The organism is Bifidobacterium scardovii JCM 12489 = DSM 13734 (assembly GCF_001042635.1).
GTDB lineage: Bacteria > Actinomycetota > Actinomycetes > Actinomycetales > Bifidobacteriaceae > Bifidobacterium > Bifidobacterium scardovii.
The window spans coordinates 2,764,332-2,790,635 of record NZ_AP012331.1 but is presented as its reverse complement, the minus strand read 5'-3'; the positions used below and the strand labels follow the sequence as shown (position 1 = coordinate 2,790,635).

Annotated in this window: 17 protein-coding genes and 1 other RNA gene; 14 read left to right on the top strand and 4 right to left on the bottom strand. The window is 66.0% G+C overall.

The features are described 5' to 3' along the window. Positions 1–69 precede the first annotated feature (69 nt). From BBSC_RS11340 to BBSC_RS11330, 3 genes are all read left to right on the top strand, one after another. The gene (locus BBSC_RS11340) at positions 70–1,224 is read left to right on the top strand and encodes a M24 family metallopeptidase (protein WP_051923127.1); all 1,155 of its coding nucleotides are present in this window, start codon (positions 70–72) and stop codon (positions 1,222–1,224) included. A 95-nt stretch (positions 1,225–1,319) separates the two neighbouring features. Continuing rightward, positions 1,320–2,678, top strand: a complete 1,359-nt coding sequence (locus tag BBSC_RS11335) for a M20/M25/M40 family metallo-hydrolase (protein ID WP_033517183.1) — start codon at positions 1,320–1,322, stop codon at positions 2,676–2,678. Positions 2,679–2,687: 9 nt separating this feature from the next. Then, the gene (locus tag BBSC_RS11330; RefSeq protein ID WP_033517181.1) at positions 2,688–3,242 is read left to right on the top strand and encodes an Lrp/AsnC family transcriptional regulator; all 555 of its coding nucleotides are present in this window, start codon (positions 2,688–2,690) and stop codon (positions 3,240–3,242) included. A 146-nt stretch (positions 3,243–3,388) separates the two neighbouring features. On the opposite strand, the gene BBSC_RS11325 is transcribed toward BBSC_RS11330, so the two are convergent. Continuing rightward, positions 3,389–5,635 carry a transglycosylase domain-containing protein gene (locus BBSC_RS11325; RefSeq protein ID WP_375713294.1) on the bottom strand — a complete coding sequence of 749 codons (2,247 nt, stop codon included), beginning with the start codon at positions 5,633–5,635 and terminating at the stop codon, positions 3,389–3,391. A 561-nt stretch (positions 5,636–6,196) separates the two neighbouring features. Between BBSC_RS11325 and BBSC_RS11320 the strand changes: the two genes are divergently transcribed. The 6 genes from BBSC_RS11320 to BBSC_RS11300 all read left to right on the top strand — a co-directional run bounded on the left by BBSC_RS11320 (position 6,197) and on the right by BBSC_RS11300 (position 14,481). After that, on the top strand, positions 6,197–7,444 hold the full coding sequence (locus BBSC_RS11320) for an ABC transporter substrate-binding protein (protein WP_033517238.1): 1,248 nt from the start codon (positions 6,197–6,199) through the stop codon (positions 7,442–7,444). Between the two features lie 112 nt (positions 7,445–7,556). Continuing rightward, positions 7,557–7,653: signal recognition particle sRNA small type (gene ffs, locus BBSC_RS13065), an RNA gene on the top strand. Positions 7,654–7,705: 52 nt separating this feature from the next. After that, a complete protein-coding gene (locus BBSC_RS11315; RefSeq protein ID WP_033517180.1) occupies positions 7,706–8,911 on the top strand; it encodes a phosphatase PAP2 family protein in 1,206 nt (401 codons plus the stop codon). Between the two features lie 90 nt (positions 8,912–9,001). Continuing rightward, positions 9,002–11,977 (top strand): type I DNA topoisomerase, encoded by a 2,976-nt coding sequence (topA, locus tag BBSC_RS11310; protein WP_033517178.1) that lies wholly within the window; start codon positions 9,002–9,004, stop codon positions 11,975–11,977. 600 nt (positions 11,978–12,577) lie between these two features. After that, positions 12,578–13,306, top strand: a complete 729-nt coding sequence (gene tmk / locus BBSC_RS11305) for a dTMP kinase (protein WP_033517176.1) — start codon at positions 12,578–12,580, stop codon at positions 13,304–13,306. Next, positions 13,303–14,481: a DNA polymerase III subunit delta' gene (locus tag BBSC_RS11300; RefSeq protein WP_033517174.1), complete on the top strand. Its 1,179-nt coding sequence runs from the start codon at positions 13,303–13,305 to the stop codon at positions 14,479–14,481. The genes tmk and BBSC_RS11300 overlap by 4 nt, the downstream gene beginning before the upstream one ends. A gap of 288 nt (positions 14,482–14,769) precedes the next feature. Here BBSC_RS11300 and BBSC_RS11295 read toward each other — a convergent pair whose 3' ends face one another. Beyond that, positions 14,770–15,825: a LacI family DNA-binding transcriptional regulator gene (locus BBSC_RS11295; RefSeq protein ID WP_033517173.1), complete on the bottom strand. Its 1,056-nt coding sequence runs from the start codon at positions 15,823–15,825 to the stop codon at positions 14,770–14,772. A gap of 199 nt (positions 15,826–16,024) precedes the next feature. After that, positions 16,025–16,285 carry an HPr family phosphocarrier protein gene (locus tag BBSC_RS11290; RefSeq protein WP_033517171.1) on the bottom strand — a complete coding sequence of 87 codons (261 nt, stop codon included), beginning with the start codon at positions 16,283–16,285 and terminating at the stop codon, positions 16,025–16,027. A 247-nt stretch (positions 16,286–16,532) separates the two neighbouring features. On the opposite strand from BBSC_RS11290, the gene ptsP reads away from it, so the two are divergent. The 4 genes from ptsP to BBSC_RS11270 all read left to right on the top strand — a co-directional run bounded on the left by ptsP (position 16,533) and on the right by BBSC_RS11270 (position 22,502). Further along, positions 16,533–18,182: a phosphoenolpyruvate--protein phosphotransferase gene (gene ptsP / locus BBSC_RS11285; protein ID WP_033517169.1), complete on the top strand. Its 1,650-nt coding sequence runs from the start codon at positions 16,533–16,535 to the stop codon at positions 18,180–18,182. 308 nt (positions 18,183–18,490) lie between these two features. Further along, entirely contained in the window at positions 18,491–19,045 is a 555-nt protein-coding gene (locus BBSC_RS11280) for a YbhB/YbcL family Raf kinase inhibitor-like protein (protein ID WP_033517167.1), read from the top strand. 85 nt (positions 19,046–19,130) lie between these two features. Beyond that, positions 19,131–20,804, top strand: a complete 1,674-nt coding sequence (locus tag BBSC_RS11275; protein WP_033517165.1) for a C69 family dipeptidase — start codon at positions 19,131–19,133, stop codon at positions 20,802–20,804. A gap of 180 nt (positions 20,805–20,984) precedes the next feature. Further along, positions 20,985–22,502 (top strand): formate--tetrahydrofolate ligase, encoded by a 1,518-nt coding sequence (locus BBSC_RS11270; protein WP_033517163.1) that lies wholly within the window; start codon positions 20,985–20,987, stop codon positions 22,500–22,502. Positions 22,503–23,079: 577 nt separating this feature from the next. On the opposite strand, the gene BBSC_RS11265 is transcribed toward BBSC_RS11270, so the two are convergent. Then, on the bottom strand, positions 23,080–24,135 hold the full coding sequence (locus BBSC_RS11265) for a zinc-binding dehydrogenase (protein ID WP_033517161.1): 1,056 nt from the start codon (positions 24,133–24,135) through the stop codon (positions 23,080–23,082). Between the two features lie 467 nt (positions 24,136–24,602). Between BBSC_RS11265 and BBSC_RS11260 the strand changes: the two genes are divergently transcribed. After that, entirely contained in the window at positions 24,603–26,258 is a 1,656-nt protein-coding gene (locus BBSC_RS11260) for a peptide ABC transporter substrate-binding protein (protein WP_046726055.1), read from the top strand. Positions 26,259–26,304 lie beyond the last annotated feature (46 nt).

Below are 26,304 nucleotides of genomic sequence, written 5' to 3'. Positions count from 1 at the left end.
TAAGAGATAGTATGATTAAAACTTGCATTTTGATATGTGAGTCCATACCGGCCCACGGAAGGAGTCCTGATGACATCGGCATTCATCATCTATGCGAGCACGGCTGCGGCGGATATGCACCATCTGATCCCCCATGACGTGCATGATCCGTTCATGTATATCCACACCGAGGCGGGTGACGACTATGTGGCATGCAGCACCTTGGAGAGCGCCCGCATGCGCGAAGTGCCCGGCGTCACCGTCATGCCGTTGGAAAGCCTGGGCTTCGATGAGTTCAAGGCAAGCGAGCCGGACGAGACCACGGCCGAGTTGGACTGCTACGCCGAGGCGCTGAAGCGCACCGGCGTGACGAAGGCGCTGATCCCGCCGACGTTCCCGACCCAGGCGGCGGATTTCCTGCGCGCCAAGGGGCTGAAGCTCACCGTCGACGAGAAATTTTTCTCCGACGCGCACCGCTGCAAGACCGATTCGGAGCTGGAAAGCATCATGCGTGCGCAGAAGGCCGCCGAGGAGGCGACCGCGTACGTGTCGGACGCCCTGTATCGCGCCGATGTCGCCGAAGACGGCGGACTGATGCTCGATGGCGAGCCGCTCACCTGCGAGCATCTGCAGTATCTGGTGCGTCTGGCCTATCTGCGCCACGGCTGCGACGACGGCGGCACGATCGTGGCGCATGGCCCGCAGACCTGCATCGGGCACTGCGCCGGTTCCGGCCAGGTGCTCGAGGGCGAGCCGGTCACCGTCGACATCGACCCGCGCGATCTGCAGCGCGGATGCACCACCGACATGACCCGCACCTTCGTCAAGGGCGAGATCAACGACGAGCTCAAGTTCTACTACAAGCTGGTCAAGGAATCCTACGACCGGACCTTGGCCGCGATCCGACCGGGTCTGGCCACGGCCGAGCTGCACCGCATCTCATGCGAACCGATGATCGAGGCGGGCCAGCCCACGCAGCTCACCAAAAAGCCGGGGGAGTCCCTGATCGAAGGGTACTTCCACTCGCTGGGCCACGGCGTCGGACTGGAGGTGCATGAACCGCCGTCGCTGAACCAGACGCCGGGCGAGCTGGTTGAGGGCGATGTAATCGCCATCGAGCCGGGCTGCTACCGCCAGGGCTTCGGCGGCGTGCGGCTGGAGAGCCTGGTACTGGTGACCAAGGATGGCGGCAAGCTGCTGGCCGACTATCCGTATGGCATGGAGCCGGCGCCGCTGCAGCGCTGACGGAGCCCGGGCCGGTCGCCGTGTCACCCGCGGCGACCACGGCGGCCGGCCCCGATGGATGACGACCCTCGACACATGAAAGGCAGGATCTGCATATGAGCATGGATCCCCGCATCCTTGAACAGCGCGACGCGATCATCGAGCGGTGGCGCACCCTCTGCCGGTTTGCGTCCACGGCGGACAACCTGCCGGAAATCGGCAAGGCCGCCGAATGGCTGGAGGGGCAGTTGCGCCCGCTGTTCGGCGAAGTCGGCACGGTGCCGGTTCCCGAGTACGGCCCGGTGGTCTACGGCATCGAACGCGGCGTGTCGGACAGGACCCTGATGCTGTACAACCACTATGACGTGCAGCACGCCGGCGATCTGGGCCAATGGACCTACCCGCCATACGAATCACAGGTGCACGACGGCGTCATGTATGCGCGCGGCGCCTGCGACGACAAGGCCGATGTGGCCGGTCGGCTCGACTCCTTCCGCCTGTGGAAGGAGGAGCACGGCGGCAAGCTGCCGTATACGGTCATCTATTTCGCGGAGGCGTGCGAGGAAATCGGCTCTCCGGGTCTGGGCGACGTGCTCAGGGAACACGCCGATTTGTTCCGGTCCGACGCCTGCCTGTGGGAAAGCTACCTGCGCGAGGAGGACGGCAGCCCGTCCATCGGATTCGGGTGCCGGGGCTCGTTGAGCGTGCGCATCGCCGTCCATGCGCTCAAGGACGGCATCCATCCCTCCTATGGTACGGTGGCGCGCTCGGCGCCGCTGGAGGTCATGAAGATCGTGGCGAGCCTGACCACGCCTGACGGGCTGGTGGCGGTGCCTGGCATGCGCGAGCTTGCGGTGAAGGCCTCGCCTCAGGCGATGCTCCGGCTGCGCAGGATCGGTGTGCCGGGCGATTCGCTGCGGCTCAACGATACGGTCAACCCCAACCCGATCGACAACGAGGCCGAACTGCAGCGCCGGTTCATTTTCGAGCCGGGCATGAGCCTGGCCTCCTTCGATCTCGATTCGAGCAGCGTGCGCAGCATTCCTCCGTCCTGTTCGGCCCGCGTGCGGTTCAGCTTGGTTCCCGGCATGGATCCCGAGCGCTGTTTCGAGCTGATCCGTCGGTATGTGGCCGATCAGAACCTCGATGCGACCGTTGAGAAGGTCGATGTCATCGAGCCGGCCTATTCTTCGCCGGACTCCTGCTTCGGGCAGTCGGTGTCGGATGCGGCCGCGCAGGCATACGGCAAGGAGCCGGTGATCTACGACATCATGACGGGAGCCGGTCCGGGCGCCATATTTCTCAAATATCTCGGCGCTCCCATCGCCTCGCCAACGGGCACGCTGCGCCCTGATGGTAATATGCATGGGTACAACGAACACGGTGCGCTGGATGATTATCTTACCCACGTCAATTTCACGTTGACGCTGCTTCGGGAATTGGAGGCGCACGGCTTCGGCGATCACGCCGACTAAGGGGTTGTCATGACGGAGCATAAGGGCGACGGGTCGTCCGCGCTGGATATTCACGGCCTGTTGGAGGTCGATTATCCACCGGTGAGCTTGGATGACGTCGACCGCCGGCTGCTTATGCTCCTCAATGAGGATTCCTCGCGGTCACAGCGTTCCCTCGCCTCGCAGTTGGGCGTTTCGGCACCGACCGTCGCCGAGCGCATGCAGCGCATGCAGCGCATGCATGTCATCGAGCACAAGGGGATCGTCACGAATCATTCCGCGTTGGGATACCCGATTCTGGTGGTGATGCCGATGAGCATCGAACAGGACGCCAACCCCGCAAGGATCGTTACGGCCCTGCGCGAGATCCCGCTGTTGACCGAATTGCTGCTCCTCACCGGCAGCTACGACATGATGGCGCGGTTCGTGGTCCGCGACCATAAGCAGCTTCAATGGCTGCTGCTGGAACGGGTGTGGTCGATCCCCGGTCTGCGGCATGTGGAGACGATGATCAGTCTCGGCACGCTGTGCCGCCGCAGCGAGCTCGACGTCGCGCTGAACGACGAGTCCCGTAACGACGAGTGACGAGTGGGGCGGCTGGTTCGACCTTGCTCGGTTCTGACCACCCCCATTCGGCACAGCCTTAGGAATCCGCTTGCGCGTTGCGGTTTTGCTCCCCTCAGTCGGCTGCGCCGACAGCTCCCCTCAGGGAGGGGAGCCCGATGTTTTGCTTATTGCTGGTTTTGGGTGGTGGTGGAGTTGGCGGTGTCGGGCGTGGTGGTGGAGTTGTTTGAGCCGTCTGAACCGCTGTCGGAGCCGGTGCCGCCGGTGCCGCCGGTGCTGCCGGAATCACCGGAGTTTCCGCCGGTCCCGGTGCCGTCTCCGGCCCCGCTGTCGTTGCCGGTGTCGGTCGCGGCGGGATCCTTGTAGCCGGGGCATTGCGGGCTGTATTGGGCGTTGGCGGCGCACTGCTGCTGGAACTGCGTCTCCTCGTCCTGCTGCGCCTTCTTCTGCGCATCCTCGTCGGCCTGCTTCTTGGCGTCTTCCTCGGCCTGCTTCTTGGCGTCCTCTTCCGCTTTCTTCTGGGCCTCCTGCTGCTTGGTGTACGCCGAGCCGAGGCCCCATGTGCCGTCGGATCCGCCGATCTTGCCGTTGTCGGTGGCGGTCGGGAAGTCGATGACCTCCTGGCCGGACAGGGCCTGGCTCATGAATTCGGTGAACAGGTGGGCCGGGTAGCCGGTGGACGAGATGCCGTATCCGGCGAATTCGGGCACGACCTGCGAGCTGCCGTCGTCGCCCGGGTTCCAGATCGCCCACACGTTGAGCAGCTGCGGCACGTAGCCGACGAACGAGGCTGCGGTCTGGTCGTTGGCGGTACCCGACTTGCCGGCCACCGCACGGCTGAGCGCCGCCGCGGTGCCCGCCGCGGTGCCGTTCGTCGTGGTGCCCTGCATCGCCTTTTGCACCAGCGCGCAGTCGTTCGCGTCGAACACCTTCTCGTTCTTGATGGCGGTCTTGTACACCTCGTTGCCCTTGCCGTCGTTGACCGTGGCGACGATGTGCAGCGTGTTCTTGACGCCGTTGGCCGCGATCGTCGCGTGGCCCTGCGCCAGATCCCACACGGTGCTCGCGTTGATGCCGAGCACGTTGTACGGCGAATCCGCGTCGATGTCGCTCGTGATGCCGGCCTCGTGGGCGATGGCGGCCGTGCGTTGCGGCGTCAGATGCTCGTTGACGTTCATGAACACGGTGTTCACCGAGTTCGCGGTGGCCTGGTACAGGTTGATGTTGCCCCAGTTGTTGTTCAGCGCGTTGTTCACGACCTCGCTGATGCCGTTGAAATGATGGCCGGAGTTGCCGTTGAACATCGTGTTGAAGTTCACGCCCTCCTGGGCCGCGCCGAGCAGCGCGAACGGCTTCATCGTGGAGCCCGGCTGGAACTGGGCCTGCGTGGCGTTGTTGAGCTGGTGCGTCAGGTAATCCGAACCGCCGTATATGGCCTTGACGGTGCCGTCGCGCGGGTCGAGGGCGATGCCGCCGACCTGGATGCTCTCGGGCATGCCGTCCGGGCGCGTGTCGCCGACGGTCTGCATCTCGTCCTGCATGGTCTTGTCGATCGTGGTGATGATCTTGTATCCGCCGGTCTCGAGGTCGTCCTTGGTGAAGGTGCCCGAGTTGATCAGCTCGTTCTCCACGGTGGTGAGCAGATAGCCGTTCGGTCCGCTGTACACGTTGTTCTGCGTGTATTCGACGGTGGCGGGCAGCGTTTTGGCCTGCGCCTGCTCGTCGGCGGTGATGTACCCGTCCTCCTTCATGATGCGCAGCACGCGCTGCATGCGCTGCGTCGCCATGTCGGGGTTCTGCGCCGGGTCCCAGGTGGAGGGGGCGGGGATGATGCCGGCGATGGTCGCGGCCTCGGCCAGGCTCAGGTCCTTGGCGTCCTTGCCGAAATACGCCTGCGCGGCGGCCTGGATGCCGTACGACCCGCGGCCCAGGTAGATCGTGTTCATGTAGTTGCACAGCACTTCGCTCTTATCCTGCTGCTGCGCGATCTTCACCGCGAGGATGGCCTCGCGGAGCTTGCCGGTGTAGCTGGTCGTTTCGCCCAGATAGTAGCGTTCCGCGTACTGCTGGGTGATGGTCGACCCGCCCTGGCGCGTGCCCTTGGTGATGTTGTTGACGAGCGCGCGGGCGATGCCCTTGAGATCGATGCCCCTGTTCGTGTAGAACGTGCGGTCCTCGGAGGCCACGATCGCCTTGCCCACATAGTCGGGCAGATTCTTGCACTCGATGATCTCGCGGTTCTGCTCGGCGAACGATCCGAGCGTCGTGGTGCCGTCCGCGTAGTACACGGTCGTCTTCTCGGCGAGCGCGAATTTCTCGGGCTGCGGTACCTCGGTGGTGATGTACAGGTAGGCGAACGCGCCGACCCCGGCCGCGATGCACACGGCGACGATGCCGAGGAACCATTTGAGGATCAGGTGCTTCTTGCGGCCTTTCGGCTTCGGCCCCTTGGAGCCGTAGGAGCGGTGCGAACCGCCGCCGTTGTGCCGTGCCGCCGGTTTGCGGGTCGCGTCGGTGCGCGCCGAGCGGGCGTTCCCCCCGGCGGAACGACGGGTGCCGGATGTGCCGCGTGCGGAGCGTGATGCGCGTGCTGAGGCGCTGCGTGACTGTGAAACCATGTGCCCAACCGTAATCGGCCCCCCTGAGAAAACCGGTCCTTCTCCGTCGAATCCTTACATTCGGTTGCTGTCGGATACAACCGACATTCGCGCTTTGTACGCGCAAAGCATCGTTTATGGTCGACAACATGGTCGACAACATGGTCGGCCACACGGTGTGCGTTGCGTCCTGTGCATGGCGGCGGCATGGGCTCCGTCAGGGCGGCAAACACGGTCGGTCGGCATCGCCGAGTTGACAGTTTCGCCGTTATGGAGTATAACGATAAACGAGAGTTGAAGCGATTCAATTCTGTTATGTGGTCAATGGGGGCCACGCAATCGATGCGTCAATATCGCAATATCGAGGGAGATACCGTGATGCATATCGGAAAAACGATGAAGGTCGCTTTCGCAGCCGCCGCGGCGGCCGCGATGGTCGTGCCCCTTGCTGCGTGTGGCGGCGGGGCCGATAGCGGCAAGACCAAGCTCACGTTCCTGTCGTGGAGCAACGAGCAGTACATGAAGCCGATCATCGACAAGTTCGAGGAAAAGAACCCGGACATCACGATCGACTTCAACTACTCGCCGCCGGTCGGCGAATACGTGCAGACGCTGCAGACCCGTATCGTGGGCAATCAGGCCCCGGACCTGTTCTTCATCTGCACGGAGAACAAGAGCAACATCATCGACAATGACAATGCGCTGGACCTGACGAACGAGCCGGCCGTGAAGAACCTGTCCGAGGCCAACAAGGAGTATCTGACCAAGGACGGCAAGACCTACGGCATCTCGGTCTCCTCGTGGGAGAGCGGCATCGTCTACAACAAGGACCTGCTGGCCAAGGTCGGCGCCGACTCCATCCCCGAGAACTGGGACGACTTCCTGGCACTGCTCAAGAAGCTCAAGGACGCCGGCATCACCCCGTACCTGGAGCCGGTGGACGACGTGCCGAAGATCTTCCAGGCCTTCCTGGGCGCCAAGTACGACCTGGCGGGCGACGCCGAGGCCGAGAAGGCCATCTTCGAGGGCAAGAGCACTTTCGAGAAGGAGTGGACCCCGGAGCTGGAGCAGTGGTACCGCCTGTGGGATGAGGATCTGGTCACGCGCGACGCGGTCGGCATCGACGGCAACGCGGTGAAGACGCAGTTCCTCAACGGCGAACTCGCCACGATGACCACCGGTCCGTGGGACTTCAAGGATCTGAAGTCGTCCAACCTCAACTTCGGCATCGCCCCCGTCCCCGCGCTGGACGGCGGCGAGGTCTATGGCGCCGGCTCCCCGTCCCCGGGTCTGGCGATCTACTCCAAGATCAGCGACAAGAAGCTCGACGCCGCCAAGAAGTTCCTCAACTTCTACATCAGCGAGGACTCCCTGCAGGTGCAGAGCGACAACGGCGACGCCATCACCGCGACCAACTTCTCCTCGAAGGTGATTCCGGAGTACGAGGACGTCTACAACAACGGCCTGCGCAAGAGCAAGTACTACCTGTCCATGAACTACTGGACCAAGAGCCCCGACGTGCTGCAGCAGGAGGCCAAGGCCCAGGCGCAGCAGGTCGTGCAGGGCGCCATCACGCCCCGCCAGGCCGCGAAGAACATGGACGCCAAGCTCGCGTCCCTGTCCTGACCGCCGGTACCGAACCGCCGGTCCACTGAATCGCCGGTCCGCTGATTCGACGGTGCCGACTCACCGGTGCGCCGCGCGCGACGCACCGGTGTCCGGGCATGATGTACACTGATATGAGCCTCCACGCGGCGCTATGTCACCCAACTCCCCCAGGGCAGGAATGCAGCAAGGGTAAGTGGCCTCTGACGGGTGCGTGGAGGTTTTTCTTTGCTTTTTCGGCTGTTCGGGGCAGTCGCCGGCCGGCGCCGTAGAATCATGCATATGACTGACGAACAGAAACCGACCATACGGGATCCGAGGGGGCCGGCGAACATGCTTGCCGGTGCCGGTGCCGGTATCGACACGGGTGCGGGCGCCGGCAGGGGAACCGGCGCCGCCGCTCCGGCTCCCCTGCCGCCCGTCTTCACTCCCATGGCCCCGGCTACGGGCGAAGCACGGCCGTCGGCTGCTCCGGCCTTCGGCGCGATGGCGGGCGCCGGCTCCGGCGTCGACGCCGGCCTCGAACGGGGCTTGGCCAAGCTGGACCCGCTGACCGTGCGCCCCCGCGTGTCCTCCCGCGTGCTGTGCGTGGTGTTCGGCACGCTGCTGCTGGCGCTCGCCGCCGGCGTGTGGTGGCTGGGCGTGCGCACCGAAACCGGCCAATCCTATGACGAGATCGTGGTGACGGGCTTCCAGGACGCGCTGCCCGAGTGGCTCGCCTCCATGCTCGATCCCTTCGTCCGGCAGAACAGCCATACGGTCCTGCCGATACCGCTCAACATGACGGTCATCCTGTCGCTGCTGATCGGCGTGATCGCGCTGGTGGTGATGATCGTGCGCAGACGCTGGTGGCTGATCGGCCAAAGCGCGGCGATCGTGGCGCTCTGCTATGCGGCGTCGCGGCTGAAGGACACGCTGCCGCGTCCGTTCCTGATCAACACCGACACCCCGCACGCGAATTCCGCGCCCTCCGGCCACATGATTCTCGCGGCGACCGCCGTGACGATACTGCTGATCGTCGTACCGCGCGTCTGGCGCGCCGTGTGCGCGCTGATCGCGGCCGCGTACATGCTGGTGATCGGCCTGTCGGTGATCGCCGGAGGCTGGCATCGGCCGACCGACGTGGTCATGGCGATCCTGCTCGTCGGCGGCATCGCGCTGCTGGCGCTGGCCTGCACGCGCACCTCCGGCATGGACGACCCGGGCCGGCGCGTCTCGTCGATGAGCGTGCAGATCGTCGGCTCGGTGATGATCACCGCGGGGCTGCTGGCCTGCGCCTACGCGGCGTACGTCATCTGGCAGATCGAACCCGGACTGGAGCTGAGCGCGCAGTGGTCGCAGAGCGGATCTCACCTGTCCACGGTCGTCGGCGTGGCCGGGGTCGCGCTGCTGGTCGGCGGGCTGGCTCTCGCGATGCGCCAGCTGACCGCCTCGCCGTTGAGCCGGATCGGCCTGATCGGCGCCCCTCCGGCGCCGCCAAGACGGTAACACCACGGGCAGCGCCACACGGTATTTTGCAGTTTGGCCGCACTTCATGGGTAATATGACGTTCCGTAGGCAACTTTCGAAGGAGCAGTCATGGCAACCGGCAGCAAGCTCGTCATCGTGGAGTCTCCCACCAAGGCCAAGAAGATCGGCGGGTATCTCGGAGATGGGTACACCGTCATGGCATCGGTCGGTCACATCCGCGATCTGGCCCAGCCCAGCCAGGTGCCGGCCGCGGACAAGGCCAAGTTCGGCAAGTTCGGCGTGGACGTCGAGGACGGGTTCAAGCCCTACTACATCGTCGACGGCGACAAGAAGCGCACCGTCTCCGAACTCAAATCCGCGCTGAAGGGCGCCGACGAGCTGTACCTCGCCACTGATGAGGATCGCGAGGGAGAGGCCATCGCGTGGCACCTCGTGCAGACGCTCAAGCCGAAGGTTCCGGTCAAGCGCATGGTGTTCCACGAGATCACGCCCGAGGCGATCAAGGCGTCGCTGGGCAACACGCGCGATGTCGACGGAGACATGGTCGACGCGCAGGAGACGCGCCGCATCCTCGACCGTCTCTACGGCTACGAGCTGTCGCCGGTGCTGTGGCGCAAGGTCGGCCCGGGCCTGTCGGCCGGCCGCGTGCAGTCGGTGGCGACCCGTCTGATCGTCGAGCGCGAGCGCGAGCGCATGGCCTTCGTGCGCGCCTCCTACTGGGATGTGACTGCCACGCTCGCCGCGCCCGATGCGGAAGGCCAGCGGGCCGAATTCGACGCGCGCATGGTATCGCTGGGCGGCAAGCGTCTCGCGGTATCCAAGGACTTCGGCGCCGACGGCAAGCTGACGCCGGCCGGTTTCGCGGACAATGTCTGCCAGCTGGACGAGTCGTCGGCGAATGCGATCGCCGAGGTGCTCGGCGACGCGCCGTTCACCGTGGTCTCCATGGAATCGAAGCCGTACCGCCGCCGCCCGCTGCCGCCGTTCACCACGTCGACGCTGCAGCAGACCGCCGGCAACCGGCTGTCGATGAGTTCCCGCCAGACCATGCGCGCCGCGCAGGGGCTGTACGAGAACGGTTACATCACGTATATGCGTACCGACTCGGTCACGCTGTCGCAGGAGGCGATCGCGGCCGCGCGCGGCGCCGTCGAATATCACTTCGGCAAGGCGTTCCTGTCCGACGCGCCCAAGCAGTACGCGACGAAGACCGCCGGCGCGCAGGAGGCCCACGAGTGCATCCGCCCGGCCGGCGCGCGCTTCCGCGACCCGGCCGAACTGGCGGCCAAGGTGCCGCCGGACCAGCTCAAGCTGTACACGCTGATCTGGCAGCGCACGCTCGCCTCGCAGATGTCCGACGCCACCGGCTCCACCGCGACCGTGCGCCTGTCGGCGCCCGTGGGGGAGCGCGGCGAGGCGATCTTCCAGGCCTCCGGCACGGTCATCGAGTTCCCCGGCTTCATGAAGGCCACCGGCGAGGGGCGGCGTACGGCCGCCCGGCCCGCCGAGACGGCGGTTGCCGGCGGCGCGGCCGCGGGCAAGGGCTCCGATGAAGGTGCGGGCAAGGGCGCGAAGAACAGCGAGGAGAACGCCTCGCTGCCGCCGATGAGCACGGGGCAGCGGGTCGAGGCCTCCAACGTCTCCGCCGACGGGCACGAGACGCAGCCCCCGGCGCGCTACACCGAGGCGTCGCTGGTCAAGACGCTGGAGGCCAAGGAGATCGGCCGCCCGTCGACCTATGCGAGCATCATCTCGACGATCATCGACCGTGGCTACGTGTACGAGCGCGGCCGCGCGCTGATCCCCTCGTGGCTGGCCTTCTCCGTGATCAAGCTGCTGGAGACCAAGTTCCCCAAGTACGTCGACTACGAGTTCACCGCCGACATGGAAAACGGCCTCGACCAGATCGCGCACGGCAAGGAGACCGGCCGGGAATGGCTGACCCGCTTCTACTTCGGGTCCGGCACCGGCGCGGCGCAGTCCTCCGACGAGGCGCATGCCGGCCTGCAGCAGAAGGTCGCGCAGCTCGGCGAGATCGATGCGCGCGCGATCAACACGATCGACATCGGCGACGGGCTGCATGTGCGCGTCGGCCGGTATGGCCCGTATCTGGAGGACATGGAGCATCTGGACGCGGAAGGCAACCCGAAGCGCGCGTCCCTGCCCGACACCTTGGCCCCGGACGAGCTGACCGTCGAGGTCGGCCGCGACCTGATCGACAACCATTCGGGCGGTCCGCGCGAGCTCGGCGTCGATCCGGTCAGCGGCGGCACCGTCGAAGTGCGCAACGGCCGGTTCGGTCCGTATGTGGCGCTGGTCCCGGCGGTTTCGGGAGACGATGCCGATGCCGGTGCGGCGGGAGGTTCCTCGGGAGCTTCCACGGCCAAGCGCGGCTCGAAGAAGGCCGCCGCGCCGAAGCCCAAGATGGCCTCGCTGTTCAAGACGATGAGCCCCGAGTCGCTGACGCTGGACGACGCGCTGCGCCTGCTCAGCCTGCCGCGCCTCGTCGGATCGTATGAGGAGACGAACGCCGACACCGGCGAAGTAAGCGAAGCCAAGGTCGAGGCGAACAACGGCCGGTATGGCCCGTACCTGACCAAGACCGCCGCCGACGGCAAGACCGAGACGCGGTCGCTCGGGTCGGAGGACGAGATCTTCACCGTCGACATCGACAAGGCCAAGGAGCTGTTCGCCCAGCCGAAGTACGGCCGCGGCCGCGGACGCGGCGCCGCCAAGCCGCCGCTGCGCGAGCTCGGGCCGGACCCGGAGAACGGCAAGCCGGTGACCATCAAGGACGGGTTCTACGGCGCGTACATCACCGATGGCGAGACCAACCGGACGCTGCCCAAGCAGTATGCGCCCGAGACGATCGAGCCCGCGGAGGCCTTCCGCCTGCTTGCGGAGAAGCGCGCGGCCGGCCCGGCCAAGCGCCGCGGCCGCAAGACCGCCGCCACGGCGAAGAAGACCACGAAGGCCGCGAAGTCGACTTCCGCGAAGACGCCGTCCAAGACCTCGGCGTCGAAGTCTTCCACGGCGAAGAAGACCACCACGCGCAAGACGGCCGCCAAGAAGACCGCCGAGTAGGTGTGGGCCTGTATCTTTTTTCTCCGGCGGTTGCTTCACGGCTCAGCCGTGAAGCAACCGCCGGAGGCGCTTGTAGACGAAGGCGGACGGCAGTGAGTGGACAAGGCCGTGGCTGCGAGGCCGTTCTTGATTGCGGATTGGGCGCTTGCGGTGTGCTCCCCTCAGTCCGCTTCGCGGCCAGCTCCCCTCAGGGAGGGGAGCCAGGCTTGGGGTCGGTTTGCTTGATCGCTCGGAGACTCGTTTCCGTCTGTAGATGGATATTTTTGCTTGGTGGGCGTCCTGGGATTGCTCTTCGGGCGAGACTTGACTGGGCAACGTGCCCCGATACGGCGTGCATTGAGTCGCGGATGATGCGAAGATGCGAGTTGTCGGTGCGTGGGTGAGTAGTGGAACCGGTTGCAACGCGGCGATTCGTCCTGATAAATGGTTATATCATGGCTGGTCTTGAGACCGACGCACCGACAACTCGAGGGTACGCCGCATTGCGGCAGATGAACCTCAGGCATTGAACGGCGGAGGCCGGGCCGACACCGCGAGCTCGCGCTGCATCTCGCCGGCAGGGCGGCCGCCCTGTTGGCGGATGCCGTTAAGGTGGAGGGCATGACCGGACTGTTTGTTTCGTTTGAGGGCGTCGACGGCGTTGGCAAGACCACGCAGGTCGAGAAACTGCGCGATTACTTGGCTTCGCGGGGTTATGAAGTGGTCGTGACCCGCGAGCCCGGCGGCACCGCGCTGGGCAAGGCGATCCGGCGCATGTTGCTGCACGGCGTCGCCGCCGGCTCCGCCGTTGCCGGCACTTCCGCAGATGCCGGAAACTCGGCCGCCGATATCGCCCCGCGCGCCGAGGCGCTGCTGTTCGCCGCCGATCGTGCACAGCATGTGGCCGAGGTGATTCGCCCGGCGCTTGACCGCGGTGCGGTGGTCATCACCGACCGCTACCTCGATTCGTCGCTCGCCTATCAGTCGGGTGGCAGGGAGCTGACAGCCGCCGACATCCGGAACCTGAGCCTGTGGGCGACCGACCGGCTGCTGCCCGACCGCACCTACCTGCTTGACATGGATCCGTCCGCCTCCCACGCCCGGTTGCGGCACAGCGCCGACCGCATGGAATCGGCCGGCGACGGGTTCCAGACGCGCACCCGCCAGGCCTTCCTCGACTTGGCCGCGGCGGAGCCGGGCCGTTTTTGCGTGATCGATGCCGCCCGGCCGATCGAATCGGTGTGGGCGAGCATTCTGCACGACATCGATGGCGTGCTGCCGCAGGCCGCAGACGCGACGGCGCCGGCCGGCAAAGCCGGCGTGGACGGCGGCCAGGGTGGTGCCCGATGAGCGTATGGGATGCGATTGTCGGCCAGCAGGCGGTCGTGGAGCAGCTGAAGGCGATCGTCGCGGGCGACCCGAAGGCCATCGCCCAGTCATGGCTGATCTGCGGGCCTCCCGGATCGGGGCGCTCGAACGTCGCCCGTGCGTTCGCGGCGGCGCTCGACACCCCGGACCATGGCCTGGCCGACGAGCCCGACAAGGCCCGCCAGCAGATCCTTGCCGGCACTCACCCTGATGTGACCGTCCTCGCCACGAACAAGGTGACCATCAGCATCGACGAGGTGCGCGAGCTGATCGGCATCAGCGAGCAGATGCCCAGCACCGCGCCGTGGCGCGTCATCATCATCGAGGACGTGGACCGCATGCTCGAGCGCACCACGAACGTGCTGCTCAAGGAGATCGAGGAGCCGAGCGAGCACACGATCTGGCTGTTGTGCGCGCCCAGCGCGCAGGACGTGCTGCCCACGATCCGCTCGCGCACGCGGATCGTGAACCTCGCCGTGCCCTCCAACCAGGCCGTTGCCGCGTTCCTGACAAGCACCGTGAACCCAACGCTGCCCGAGGACAAACGGTTCAGCGAGCATGTGGCGGCCCGTGCCGCACGCCTCGCCGAGGGGCATATCGGCGTGGCCCGCCTGTACGCCACCGACGAGAAGGTCATGTCCGACCGTGACGATCTCGTGGTCGGCGTGCTGGGGTTGGGACGCGCCTCCGACGCGGTGATCCTCGCCGGCGACCTCATCGACAACGCCAAGGCGCAGGCCGAAAGCGACGTGGAACAGCAGGCGAAGGCCTCCGAGGACGAGTTCCGCCGCATCAACGGCCTGGGGGAGCATGACCGCATCCCGCCGAAACTGCGCGGCGCCTACAATCAGATCGCCAAGAAGGACGAGCTCAAGCGGCAGGCGACCCGCCGCAGCCGCGACGTGCTCGACCGCGCGCTGAACTCCGTCTCCAGCGTCTACCGCGACGTGGCGGTGCTGCAGAACAACGCCGAGGACGCGGTCGGCCTGATCAATTTGGAAAACCGCACGGCCATCACCGAGTTGTCGGTGCGGCTGAGCCGGTCGGACACCGTGCGGCGGCTGGACGATGTCGCCATCGCACGCAAGCGCCTCGCCGGCAACGGCAATCCGCTGCTCGTCTTCGAAGCGCTGTTCTGCGCGCTGATCCCCGGCTGACGACTCCCGGCCGAGAAGCTAGTATCCTGCGTCATTAATTCGTCAGCAATGTCTGGCTCCCCTCTCTGAGGCTGCGCCGTGAAGCAAACGCCGGAGGCGTTTGTAGGCGAAGGCGAACGACAGTGAGCGGATAAGACTGCGGCCGTAAGGCCGTCCTTGATTGCGGTCGAGCTGGCCGTGCAGCGGCCTGAGTGGAGGATTTCCGAGAACGCCTAGATCCAGCCGGTATGCGTGTGCTCCCCTCAGCGAGGGGGCTGGAATTACTAAACGAATTAACGGCGCGGGATACTAGCCGACGGTGGTCGAGCCGCGGACGACGAGCTGCGGCGGCAGCGTGATGTGGGCGGGGGATGCCGGCCCGGCCGCGATCAGGCGCCGCGCCTCGGCGGCGATCTGGCCGACCGGCGGGCGCAGCGAGGTTAGCTGCGGCATCGTCGTCGCGGCCAGCGGCGAATCGCCGTAGCCGACGATCCTCACGTCCTGCGGGATGCGCAGGCCGATCGTGTCGAGCGCGATCATCGCGCCGAACGCCACGGTGTCGTCGCAGCAGATCAGCGCGTCGGGCCGGGCCCGGAAATCGTCGGTGATCTCCTCGCGGCCATAGCCGAACAGCCGCATCGCGCAATGGAACCCGCGCTGCACGGTGCGTTCGCCGAACTGGTTCCAGTCGTTGGCGGTGGCCAGCGAATACGACCGCATCTGCGTGTGGAACATCGCGAACAGCTCCGCCGACTCGAACGACACCTCCTTGCCGGCGAGATAGGCGACCGACCGCACGCCGGACGACACCAGATGCCGCACGGTCATCTCCATCGCGGCGTTTTCGTCGATGCTCACCATCGAGGTGCGGAACGAGCGCTGCCGCCCGCCGACCTGCACGATCGGCGTCTGCTGCGCGAAGCGTTCGAGAGGGGCGGCCAGATCGGCCCCGGAGGCGGCGATGATGATCAGCCCGTCGACGTTGCGGGCCATCAGCGACTCCATGCGTTCGGTCTGCGTGGCCTGATCGCGCCCGATGCCGAGCAGCAGCTGCTGCGATTCCACGTCGACGAGCTGTTCGAGCTCGTCGAGCAGCTGGGCGCTGAGCGATTCGGTGGCCGAGGGGATGATCAGGCCGATGGTGTTGGTCACGTCGCTGCGCAGGGCGCTGGCCGCATAGTTGACCGAATAGTTGAGCGCGGATGCGGCGGCGCGCACGCGGCGCGCGATGTCGTCGTCCTTGGCGCGCTTGCCGGACAGCACACGCGACACGGTCGCCGTGGAGACGTTGGCCAGGGCGGCGACGTTCGTGATGGAGGCGGACGATGTCCCCGCCGCTGGCGTCGCCATGGGTTTGGCTGGCATGCTGTCTCCTTCGTTGCTCGTGCCGGGGCCGTCGTCTCGGCCGTCGTCGTCTCGGGTGTCGAGGTGTGTCGGGGCGCTTCGGGGCGTATCGGGGTGTGGGTGCTCGATTTGCCCCCTGAACCTGCCCCTGAAAACAGAATACGGCCGCCCGGATACTGCGGGCGGCCGTCACAGGATAAGAAAGCGGAAGGCGCGGTGCTTACTCGGCCGCGGTGAGGGTGGCGATCAGGGAGTCGGCCACGGTCTCGGCGTTGTCGCCCTCGATGGTCAGCTCGACGGTGTCGCCCTGCTTGATGCCCAGGCCCATGATGGACAGGATCGAGCCGGCGGGGACCGGGTTGCCGCCCTGCTTGGCGATGGTGACCGTGCAGCCGGAGGCGGCGACGGCCTGCGCGAACTGCGCGGCCGGGCGGGCGTGGATGCCGACGGGATCGTTGATGGTGGTGGTGCGGGTAACCATAGGGGACACTCCTTTGCGTCAGTGATGTGGTCTGATTCACGACCGCTTACGTCACCGAGTATAACACGAAGCTGACGACTTTTCAGAAAACGTTTACTGGTGTTGCGTTGCGCTTTCTTTCGTGTATACTAGCTTCAAACAGAAAATGATTTACCGGCGATGAAGTAGGTGGGTCATTGAGAACGGACGGTCCGCTGGCGGGCTGTCCGGCACCATCAGGCGGGCAGCCGCAACATAAGGAGATCACATGGAAATCAAGGGTGTTGGCATCGGTCGTGGCGTGGCGTTCGGCCCGGTCATTCGCATGGCGCCGCCGCTGGAGGAGCCGTCCGACGCGCCCCGCGCCGAAGCCGTGTCCGCCGAATCCGAAATCGAGCGTGTCGTCAAGTCGCTGGACGTGGTGAACGCCGATCTCAACCGCCGCGCCGAAGAGGCCGCCAATGGCGACGAGGGTGCCAAGCAGGCCGCCCCGATCCTGCAGGCCATCGCCATGTTCGCCTCCGACCCTTCGCTCGCCGAGAGCATCAAGGGCCTCATCAACCAGGGCAAGACCGCCGAACGCGCCGTGCTGGAGGGCTTTGGCGCCGTCGAGGAGATGTTCAAGGCGATCGGCGGCTATCAGGCCGAGCGCGCCGCCGACCTGCACGACGTCGGTCAGCGCGTGATCGCCGACCTCATGGGCGTGCCCGCTCCAGGCGTGCCGGTGTCCGACACCCCGTTCGTGCTCGTGGCCGAGGATCTGTCTCCCGCCGACACCGCCGGCCTGGACCTCGAGCGCACCCTCGCCATCGTCACCTCGCAGGGCGGTCCGACCTCGCACACCGCGATCCTGGCCCGCGCCCGCGGCATCGTCGCGGTCGTCTCCGCCGCCGAAGCCGAGGGGCTGGCCAACGGCACCGACGTGGTGGTCGACGCGGCCAAGGGCGTCGTCATCGCCGATCCGAGCGCCGACGAGATCGCCGCGGCCGAGGCCGCCAAGGCGCACGCCGCCAAGGCCAAGGAGCTGCGCGGCAAGCCCGGCTCGCTCAAGGACGGCACCCATATTCCGCTGCTCGCGAACGTCGGCAAGCCCGCCGACGCCGACCCGGCCCTCGAATACGGCGCCGAAGGCGTCGGCCTGTTCCGCTCCGAATTCCTCTTCATCGGCAACTCCGAGCCGCCGAGCGTCGAGGAGCAGACCAAGGCCTACGCCGAGCTGCTCTCGCGCTTCCCCGGCAAGAAGGTCGTGATCCGCATGCTGGACGCCGGCGCGGACAAGCCGCTGCCGTTCCTGACCCCCGAGGACGAACCGAATCCGGCCCTCGGCCTGCGCGGCCTGCGCACCCTGAAGGCGCACATGAGCGTGCTGGAGGGCCAGCTCAAGGCGCTCGCCGCCGCCGATGCCCAGACCGAGGCCGACCTGTGGGTCATGGCCCCGATGGTCGCCGACGAGCACGAGGCCGCCTACTTCGTCAAGCTCGGCAAGTCCTTCGGCCTGAAGAAGGTCGGCGTGATGGCCGAGGTGCCGTCCATCGCCCTCATGGCCGACAAGGTGGCCGAGGTCGCCGACTTCGTGTCGATCGGCACCAACGACCTGACCCAGTACACGCTGGCCGCCGACCGCACGCTCGGTTCGGTCGCCAACTACCAGACCGCATGGCACCCGGCCGTGCTGCGCGCGATCAAGCTGATCGCCGACGCGGGCAACGCCCACGGCATGCCGGTCGGCGTGTGCGGCGAGGCCGCGGCCGACCCGGATTTGGCCGTCGTGCTCGCCGGCATCGGTGTCAACTCGCTGTCGATGACCCCGGTCGCCCTTGACGACGTGCGCGCCGAACTCGCCAACTGGACGCTGGAGGAGACCCGGGAGAAGGCCGCCAAGGCCCTCAACGGCGACTTCTACAACCCCGCCGAGTAAGGCCGGGCAAGGTTTCGGCGGTTTCCCCGGTGCGGTGCGTAGAGGGAGGTTGGTTAACGCGAGTTAACCAACCTCCCTCTACGCAAAACGGGCTTCCGGCGTAGAGAGGGGTTGGTTAACGCTTGTTAACCAACCCCTCTCTACGTTCGGAGGGCAATGCGCGTAGAGAATGTCCGAGGAGCCGGTCGGCGATCGGGAGGAAACCGGGAGCTGCCCCGACACCCGGTCTTCGCCGGTCCGCCCGCCGGGCGCGACACCGCCGGCCCGGCACCGCGCCCCTAGTCAGTGCGATGCGCGATACTGGGCATATGAGAATTACAGCTGATTTCACCGTTGTGCCCGATGCGTTCGCCAAGGCAGCGCCGCCCGAGAACCGCATTGACGGCACGCCCATCGTCTCCTTCCCGTTCTACATCGACGATCTCGACCCCGCGGTGCGCTACCTGCACTGGGAGTTCGTCGATCCCGACTCCATCCCCGTGTGCGGCTTCGAATGGATCCACTGGTCCGTGGCCAATCTGCCCGTCGACGCGCTGATGTACGACTTCAACGATTCGCACGCGCTGGCCATCCCGCCGGACTTCTCCCGCACCCTGCCGGCGATGATCCCCGAAACCGTGCAGGGACGCAACTCCTCGGCCTCCAAGTTCGTGGGGCGCGGCACCGACCCGGCGGTCATCATGCGCTACAACGGCCCGCAGCCGCCGGACAAGGACCACGAGTACTACCTGCACGTATGGGGCACCACCAAGCCGCTGCCGGGCCTCAATCAGGGATTCTGGCTCAACGAATTGCTGCACGCCGTGAGAAATTGCGGCGAAACGCCCGACCAAGGCGGTATCTTCGTAACCGGAAAAGCGTGACGCGCCGCGCCGGTCTCGCTCGGGGGAGTGAGGCCGGCGTCATGGAGCACCGCATACAGCAGCAGAGAAAGGAAGTAACATCACCATGGCCTGCACCACGATTCTGATCGGCAAGGACGCAAGCTACGACGGCTCCACCATCATCGCCCGCAACGAGGATAGCGCGAACGGCGAGTTCAACCCGAAGCGTTTCATCGTCGTCAAGCCCGAGGACCAGCCGCGGCACTACCGCAGCGTGCTGAGCCACGTCGAGGTCGATCTGCCGGAGGAGCCGCTGCAGTACACCGCGGTGCCCAACGCGGATCCCAAGGAGGGCATCTGGGGCGAGGCCGGCGTCAACGAGGCGAATGTGGCGATGAGCGCCACCGAAACGCTGACGACCAACGAGCGCGTGCTCGGCGCCGATCCGTTCGTGGAGTTCCAGCCGGCCAAGGGCCGCGAGGGCGAGGAGGGCTACGTGCCCGAGGTGCCTGGCGGCATCGGCGAGGAGGACTTCGTCACGCTGGTGCTGCCGTACGCGCGCACCGCCCGCGAGGGCGTGGCCCGCCTCGGCGCGCTGCTCGGGGAGTTCGGCACGTACGAGATGAACGGCACCGCGTTCTCGGATTCCAACGAGATCTGGTGGATGGAGACCGTCGGCGGCCACCACTGGATCGCCAAGCGCGTGCCCGACGAGGCATACGTGACGATGCCGAACCAGTTGGGCATCGACGAGTTCGACCTGGAGGACGTGCTGGGCGACCAGGTGAACCACATGTGCTCCGCCGATCTGGGCGAGTTCATCGAGGAGAACCATCTCGACCTGTCCGTGGAGACGACCACGCCGTTCAACCCGCGAGACGCCTTCGGATCCCACTCCGACTCCGACCACGTCTACAACACGCCGCGCGCGTGGGTGATGCAGCGCTTCCTGAACCCGTACGACGAGGTGTGGGACGGTCCCGACGCCGATCACAGGCCGGAGAGCAACGACATCCCGTGGGCCCGCCAGCCCGAGCGCAAGGTGACGATCGAGGACATCAAGTACGTGCTGTCCAGCCACTATCAGGGCACGCCCTACGACCCGTACGGCAAGCTCGGCGACGAGCATACCCGCCACCTGTACCGCCCGATCGGCATCAACCGCCAGAGCCAGCTCTCCGTGATGCAGATCCGCCCGTACCGCCCGCAGGCGTACCGCGCGATCCAATGGATCGCCTACGGCTCCAACCCGTTCAACACGCTGGTGCCGTTCTACTCGAACGTCAACGAGACGCCCGCGTATCTCGAGGACACCACCACGCGCGTGACCACCGAGAACTTCTACTGGGAGAACCGCGTGATCGCGGCCCTGTGCGACGCCGCGTTCGCTGACACCTCGAACGCCGTCGAGCGCTACCAGCAGAAGACCGGCGCGATGGGACACCGTTTCGTGGCCGACACCGACGCGCTGGTCGCCGGCATCGACGGCGTGTGGAACATCGACGATGACGAGACCGTCGAGGCCGCGCCGGCCGGCGACGCTGCGGACGCCGATGCCGGTGCGCGGGGCGATATCTTCGGTCTGGACGACGAGGACGACGATGCCGACGTGCAGCCGATGGGCGATCCGGACGGCATCATCGCCGCGACCCGCAATGCCGGCGTGCGCGAGGCGCTGACCGCCGCCAACCAGCGGATGGCCGACGCGCTCAAGAAGGAAACCGACGATCTGCTCGATGCGGTGCTTTACACCACGAGCATGAAGATGAAGAACGGCTTCCATATGTCCGACTTCTAGTGGTTCGCCCCGCATATTCGCCGCGTGATCCCGGTTTTCCCCACGGAGGAGCCGGGATTACGCGATGAATGCCCGGTGTGGCACACTAGAACGGTCCCCGCAGCCCCTCGGCGGTATCGACCACCCGTTTCGTTTCACCGACCACCTGTTTCACCGATCATCCAAGGAAAGGAATCCGCAGTGACCACTATCGCAGACTTCACCAGCCAGTACGGTCTGGTTCAGAAAATCGACGCCTTCGGCTTCATGGAGTATTTGAAGGCGAATCCGGATGCGCCGCGCAAGCACGGCAAGATCGTGCTTGTCACCGCCGATACGCCGCTCAAGGCGAGCCGTGGCGAAGGCAAGACCACCACGACCATCGCCCTGATCGACGCGCTGCGCGCCCGTGGCATCGACGCGACCGCCGTGCTGCGCCAGCCGAGCATGGGTATCACCGCGGCCGGTTCCAAGGGCGGCGCGTCGGGCGGCGGCAAGGCCTCGCTGACCCACCCCGAGCTCATCGACTGGGGTCTGTGCGGCGAGATGGCCGCGATCGCCGCGGCGCAGAACCTGCTCGTCTCCTTCGCCGAGAAGGCGATCGACGAGGGCCGCATCGACACGATCCTCGTGCCGCGCGTCTCCGAGGTGCCGTCGCGCTCGCTGCGTTCGATCACCGTGGACGCCGGCAAGAACAACGTCGCCGAGCGTGTGGTGCTCACCCCGACCTGCGAGCTCATGCAGATCGTGGTGCTGTCGCGCTCGATGGACGAGATCGGCGACCGTGTGGCGAAGATGATCGCCGGCACCAAGGACGGCAAGCCCGTCACCTTCGGCGAATTCGTCGACCTGTGGCGCATCACCGACATGCTGGCCGATGCGGTCAAGCCGGCCCTGACCGAGACGGTCAACGGCTCGCCCGTGTACGTGCACGGCGGCCCGTTCGCCAACGTGTCGATCGGCATCCCGACGCTGGTCTCCGTGGAGATGGCGTGCGCGCTGCACGACGTGGTCATCGTCGAGGCCGGCTACGGCACCGATGCCGGCGCGCAGAAGTGGCTCGACATCGCCTGCCGCGAGTACGGCGCGCAGTGGCCATCCGCCGCGATCGTCGTGACCCGCGCCTCGACGTGGCGCGACGATCCCGACCTCGCGTGGCGCTACCCGTTCCACGTCGACCGCCTCGAAAAGCTCGACATCCCGGCGTTCCCGCTGGTCAACCTGTGGGACGGCGAGGACGATCAGATTCCCGAGCTGCGCGAGACCGCGGAGCGCCTGGAATTCCGCGAGCCGATCATCGGCAACCTGTACCGCGATGGCGGCGACGGCCTGGCCTCGCAGCTCGACGCCTTCGTCGATGTGCTGACGAACAGCTCGATGCCGCCCGCGCAGCACAGCCACAAGGGCATGCCGCTCATCGAAAACGTGAAGTGGGTCGCCGAGAACGCCTACGGCGTGCCGAACGATCGCGTGCTGTTTAAGGACGGCTTCCTCGATTCGGTCGGCGCGGCGAACACGCTGTGCTCCGAAGCGGGGATCTCGCTCGATGATCTCGCGCTGGTCGCGGTCAAGTCGCCGGCCACCATGACCGACAACGACCGCGCCCCGCAGGACGAGCGCACCGTGACGCTGAAGAAGGTCGAGGTGCACGCCGGCGCCGGACTGGCGCAGGTCAACCTCACCACCTCGCTGACCACCCCGATGCCGAAGATCGTGTGAGACCGGCGTTGACGGCCCGGGTCCCCGCAAGGTTTTGCGGGAACCCGGGCCGTTTGTTATGCGGCCGCGCTCTTCCGTGGAGAGGTGCCGAACATGACGAACGAATCAGCAACGCAGGATATCGAATTAATGTTGGCGTAATAACATTAATCTAAATAACATTAATCCAGTGGTCTATCTCGCAAATAGTTGAGTGGTTGATCTCCCGCTGGCGGGAGGTGGCGCGTAGCGCCGGAGGGTGGTCGAATGCTTGATATTGCGGTATTTTCAGCCACCCCCAGTCGGCTTCGCCGACAGCCCTCCGGGCCCTGCAAGCAGAGACGGCCTTCGGCCGCATATTCTGTGCGACTGTCGTCGTGTCCTCGCCTACGGACGCCACCGACGTCCGCTACACGGCTCGGCCCGCCAGCGGGGGCGTGAACCACTCAACTATTTGCGAGACAGGTCGCTGACAACATTGTGGTTGGGTGACGGAATACGGGATTCGTAGGCAGAGATGAGGGACCCGGCGCAAAGCCGATCTGGAGAGCAACCTGCACCTGCTCGCCGCCGAGCGCATGCTGCGTGAGACCGCTTGTTAGATCTCGCTGACCTTGAGCAGCGCTTTGACGGTGGTGCGCTGGTCCATCATCCGGTAGGCGTCCGGCGCGTTGGCGAGGCCGGTGGTCACGGTGAAGACGCGCTCGGGGTGGATCCGCCCGGACATCACCGCCGGGATCAGGTCCTTGGCATACCGGTGCGCCGGCGCGATGCCGCCGCGCACGCCGACATTGCGGAAGAACGTGCTCGCGGCCGTCAGTTCCGCGCCGTGGGGGAGCCCGACGCGGCCGACGGTCGATCCCGGTCTGGCCACGGCGAGTGCTGTTTCGGTGGACTGCTTGGATCCCACGCATTCCAGCACGGCGTCGGCTCCGACGCCGTCGGTCAGGGCCATGACGTCGCGGACGGCATTGCTCCCGCGGGACGCCACGATGTCGGTCGCGCCGAACGATACGGCCAGACGCTGCCGGTCCTCATGGCCGCTGAGCGCGATGATGCGCGCGGCTCCCCGCATATCGCACGCCAGCACGCCCATCAATCCCACGGCGCCGTCGCCGACGACCACGACCGTGTCCCCTTGCCCGACCCCGGCGCTGACCGCCGCGTGGAACCCGGTGCTCATCACATCGCTCAGGGTGGTCAGTGCGGCGAGCAGCTTGTCCGGGTAATGCTCCCTTGTCGGCGATTCGGCGACCGTGACCAGCGTGCCATCGGCGTAGGGCACGCGGAGGTACTCGGCTTGGGCCGCCAATCCATCGGGGCCGCCGAAGCAGCCGCCTGCGCCGCAGTTCGATTCGAAGCCGTTGCGGCAGTTCGCGCATGCGCCGCAGCTGAACGAGAACGGGCAGATCACCAGTTCCCCTCCATGCACGGAGGCAACCGACGGCCCGACCTGTTCGACGATGCCGATGCACTCGTGCCCGAGACCGTCGCCCACCGTGTAGGGGGACAGCCCCCGGTAGCACCACAGGTCGGACCCGCAGACGCAGCTGCGGACGATGCGGATGATCGCATCGGTCGGCTGCGTGATCTCCGGCATCGGCCGGTCTTCGACGGCGACGTCGTAAGGGCCGCGGAATATGACGGTTTTCATAAGGGGATCACCTGTCCTTGCCTGTGCCTGGCTCCCTTTGGCGAGGAGAGCCGGCCGAGAAGCGGTCTGAGGGGAGGAATACCGCGAACGCCTGATATCAAGCCGATTCGTGTGATCTCCCCTCAGTCGGCTTCGCCGACAGCTCCCCTCAGAGAGGGGAGCCAGACAGAGTAAACAAATTGATGATGCGGGATGCCGGCTCGCCTTGCTCATCGCGCGCCCGCGCCCACGTACGCGCCCGTTATCCCACGCGGTGATTTCCTGACGGTTACGGGAAGAATACGGCGCATCACGCCGGTTTCCTTGAGGAAATGCGCCCGCAATCCACGATGGCGGGGAAAGAAACACGACGCGCATAGGTTGGCGGTCAACGCTGAAGGAAACCCGAAGCGATTCGGGCGGCATTCGCGTCGGGCCGTCAGGGCGCCGCCAAGGTGCGCGGGCGGCATGAGCAGAGGAGAGGGATTATGAGTCGCATATGGTTTGGAAACATCGCCAAAGCGCTGAAAACGGCGGCTGGCGCCATCGCGGTATGCGCCATGCTGACCGGCACGGCGGCCTGCGGTTCGGCGCAGGCCCAGGAGATGCAGGACAACGTCATCAGCGTGAGCGGTTCGGAGCCGCAGAAGCCGCTCATCCCGGGCGACACCTATGAGCCAGGCGGCATGCCGATCATCTTCGAGCTGTTCTCCGGGCTGGTGTCGGCGAACGGTGCGGACCACAAGACCGTCAACGAGGTCGCCGAATCCATCACCCCCAACGCGGACGCCACGCAGTACACCGTGAAGCTCAAGGACGGGTGGAAATTCTCGGACGGCACACCGGTGACGTCTGAGTCCTCCACCAAGGCGTGGAGCTACACGGCGAACGCGGCGAACGGCTTGGTCACGGCGTCCTTCTTCTCGAACATCAAGGGCTACGGCGATCTGCAGAACGAGAAGGGCGACCCGAACGCCCAGCTTTCCGGCCTTGATGTCAAGGACGACCGCACCTTCGTGATCAACATGTCGTCCCCGGATTCCGTGTTCCCCTCGGAGCTGAGCTTCTGCGCGTTCATGCCGCTGCCGGAGTCGTTCTACAAGGACCCGAAGGCGTTCGGCGAAAAGCCGGTCGGCAACGGGCCATACAAGCTGGAATCGTGGAAGCACAACCAGAGCATCACGCTGGTGAAGAACCCGGAATACACGGGCGTGCGCAAGGTGAAGAACGACGGCATCGATTTCAGGGTCTACAGCCAGACCACCGCGGCGTATTCGGACGTGCAGGGCGGCAACCTCGACCTGCTGTCGAGCATCCCGGACGAGGCCATGGGCTCGTTCGAGAAAGTGAAGAGCATCAAGGCGTACAACAAGACCGGCTCCAACATCAGCACGCTGATCATTCCGCAGAGTATGAAGCACTTCGGCAATGACGAGGAGGGCCATCTGCGCCGCAAGGCCATCTCCATGGTGATCGACCGCAAGAACATCACCGAGAAGATCTACCACGGCACCGCCACGGTCGCCACCGACTTCCTGTCGCCGTCGGTGTCCGCGTACTCCAAGAACGTCAAGGGCAACGAGGTGCTGCAGTATAACCCCGGCGAAGCCAGGAAGCTGTGGGCCCAGGCCGACGCGATCTCCCCGTGGAGCGGCGAGTTCACCATCGCCTACAATGCGGACGGCAACTACCGGAATTGGGTCGACGCGGTCTGCAACAACATCAAGAACGCCTTGGGCATCAACGCGAAGGGCGCTCCGGTGCCGACCTCCAGCGAATTCGGCGAGGCGCGCGACCAGCGCAAGTTCACCGGCGCGTTCCGCGGCGGATGGGCTCCCGACTACCCGTCCTCGGCGAACTACCTGGCCCAGCTGTACGACTCCCAGTACGCCTTCGGCAAGGGCCGCAACGACGGCGACTACGTCAACCCGCAGTTCGACTCGCTGATCCAGCAGGCGTACGAGACCCCGGATACGGGCAAGGCCGACGAGCTGTACCGGCAGAGCGAGGAGATCCTGTTCCAGGATCTGCCGGCGATCCCGCTGTGGATGGCGAACGACACCGCGGTGACCACGCCGCAGGTCAAGGGCGTCGGCTTCACCTACGACGGCCGCCCGGTCTACGAGGATCTGACCAAGCGGTGAGCGGGGGCGCGCGGCCGGCGAATCCCGGCCGCGCGCGTCAGGCGCA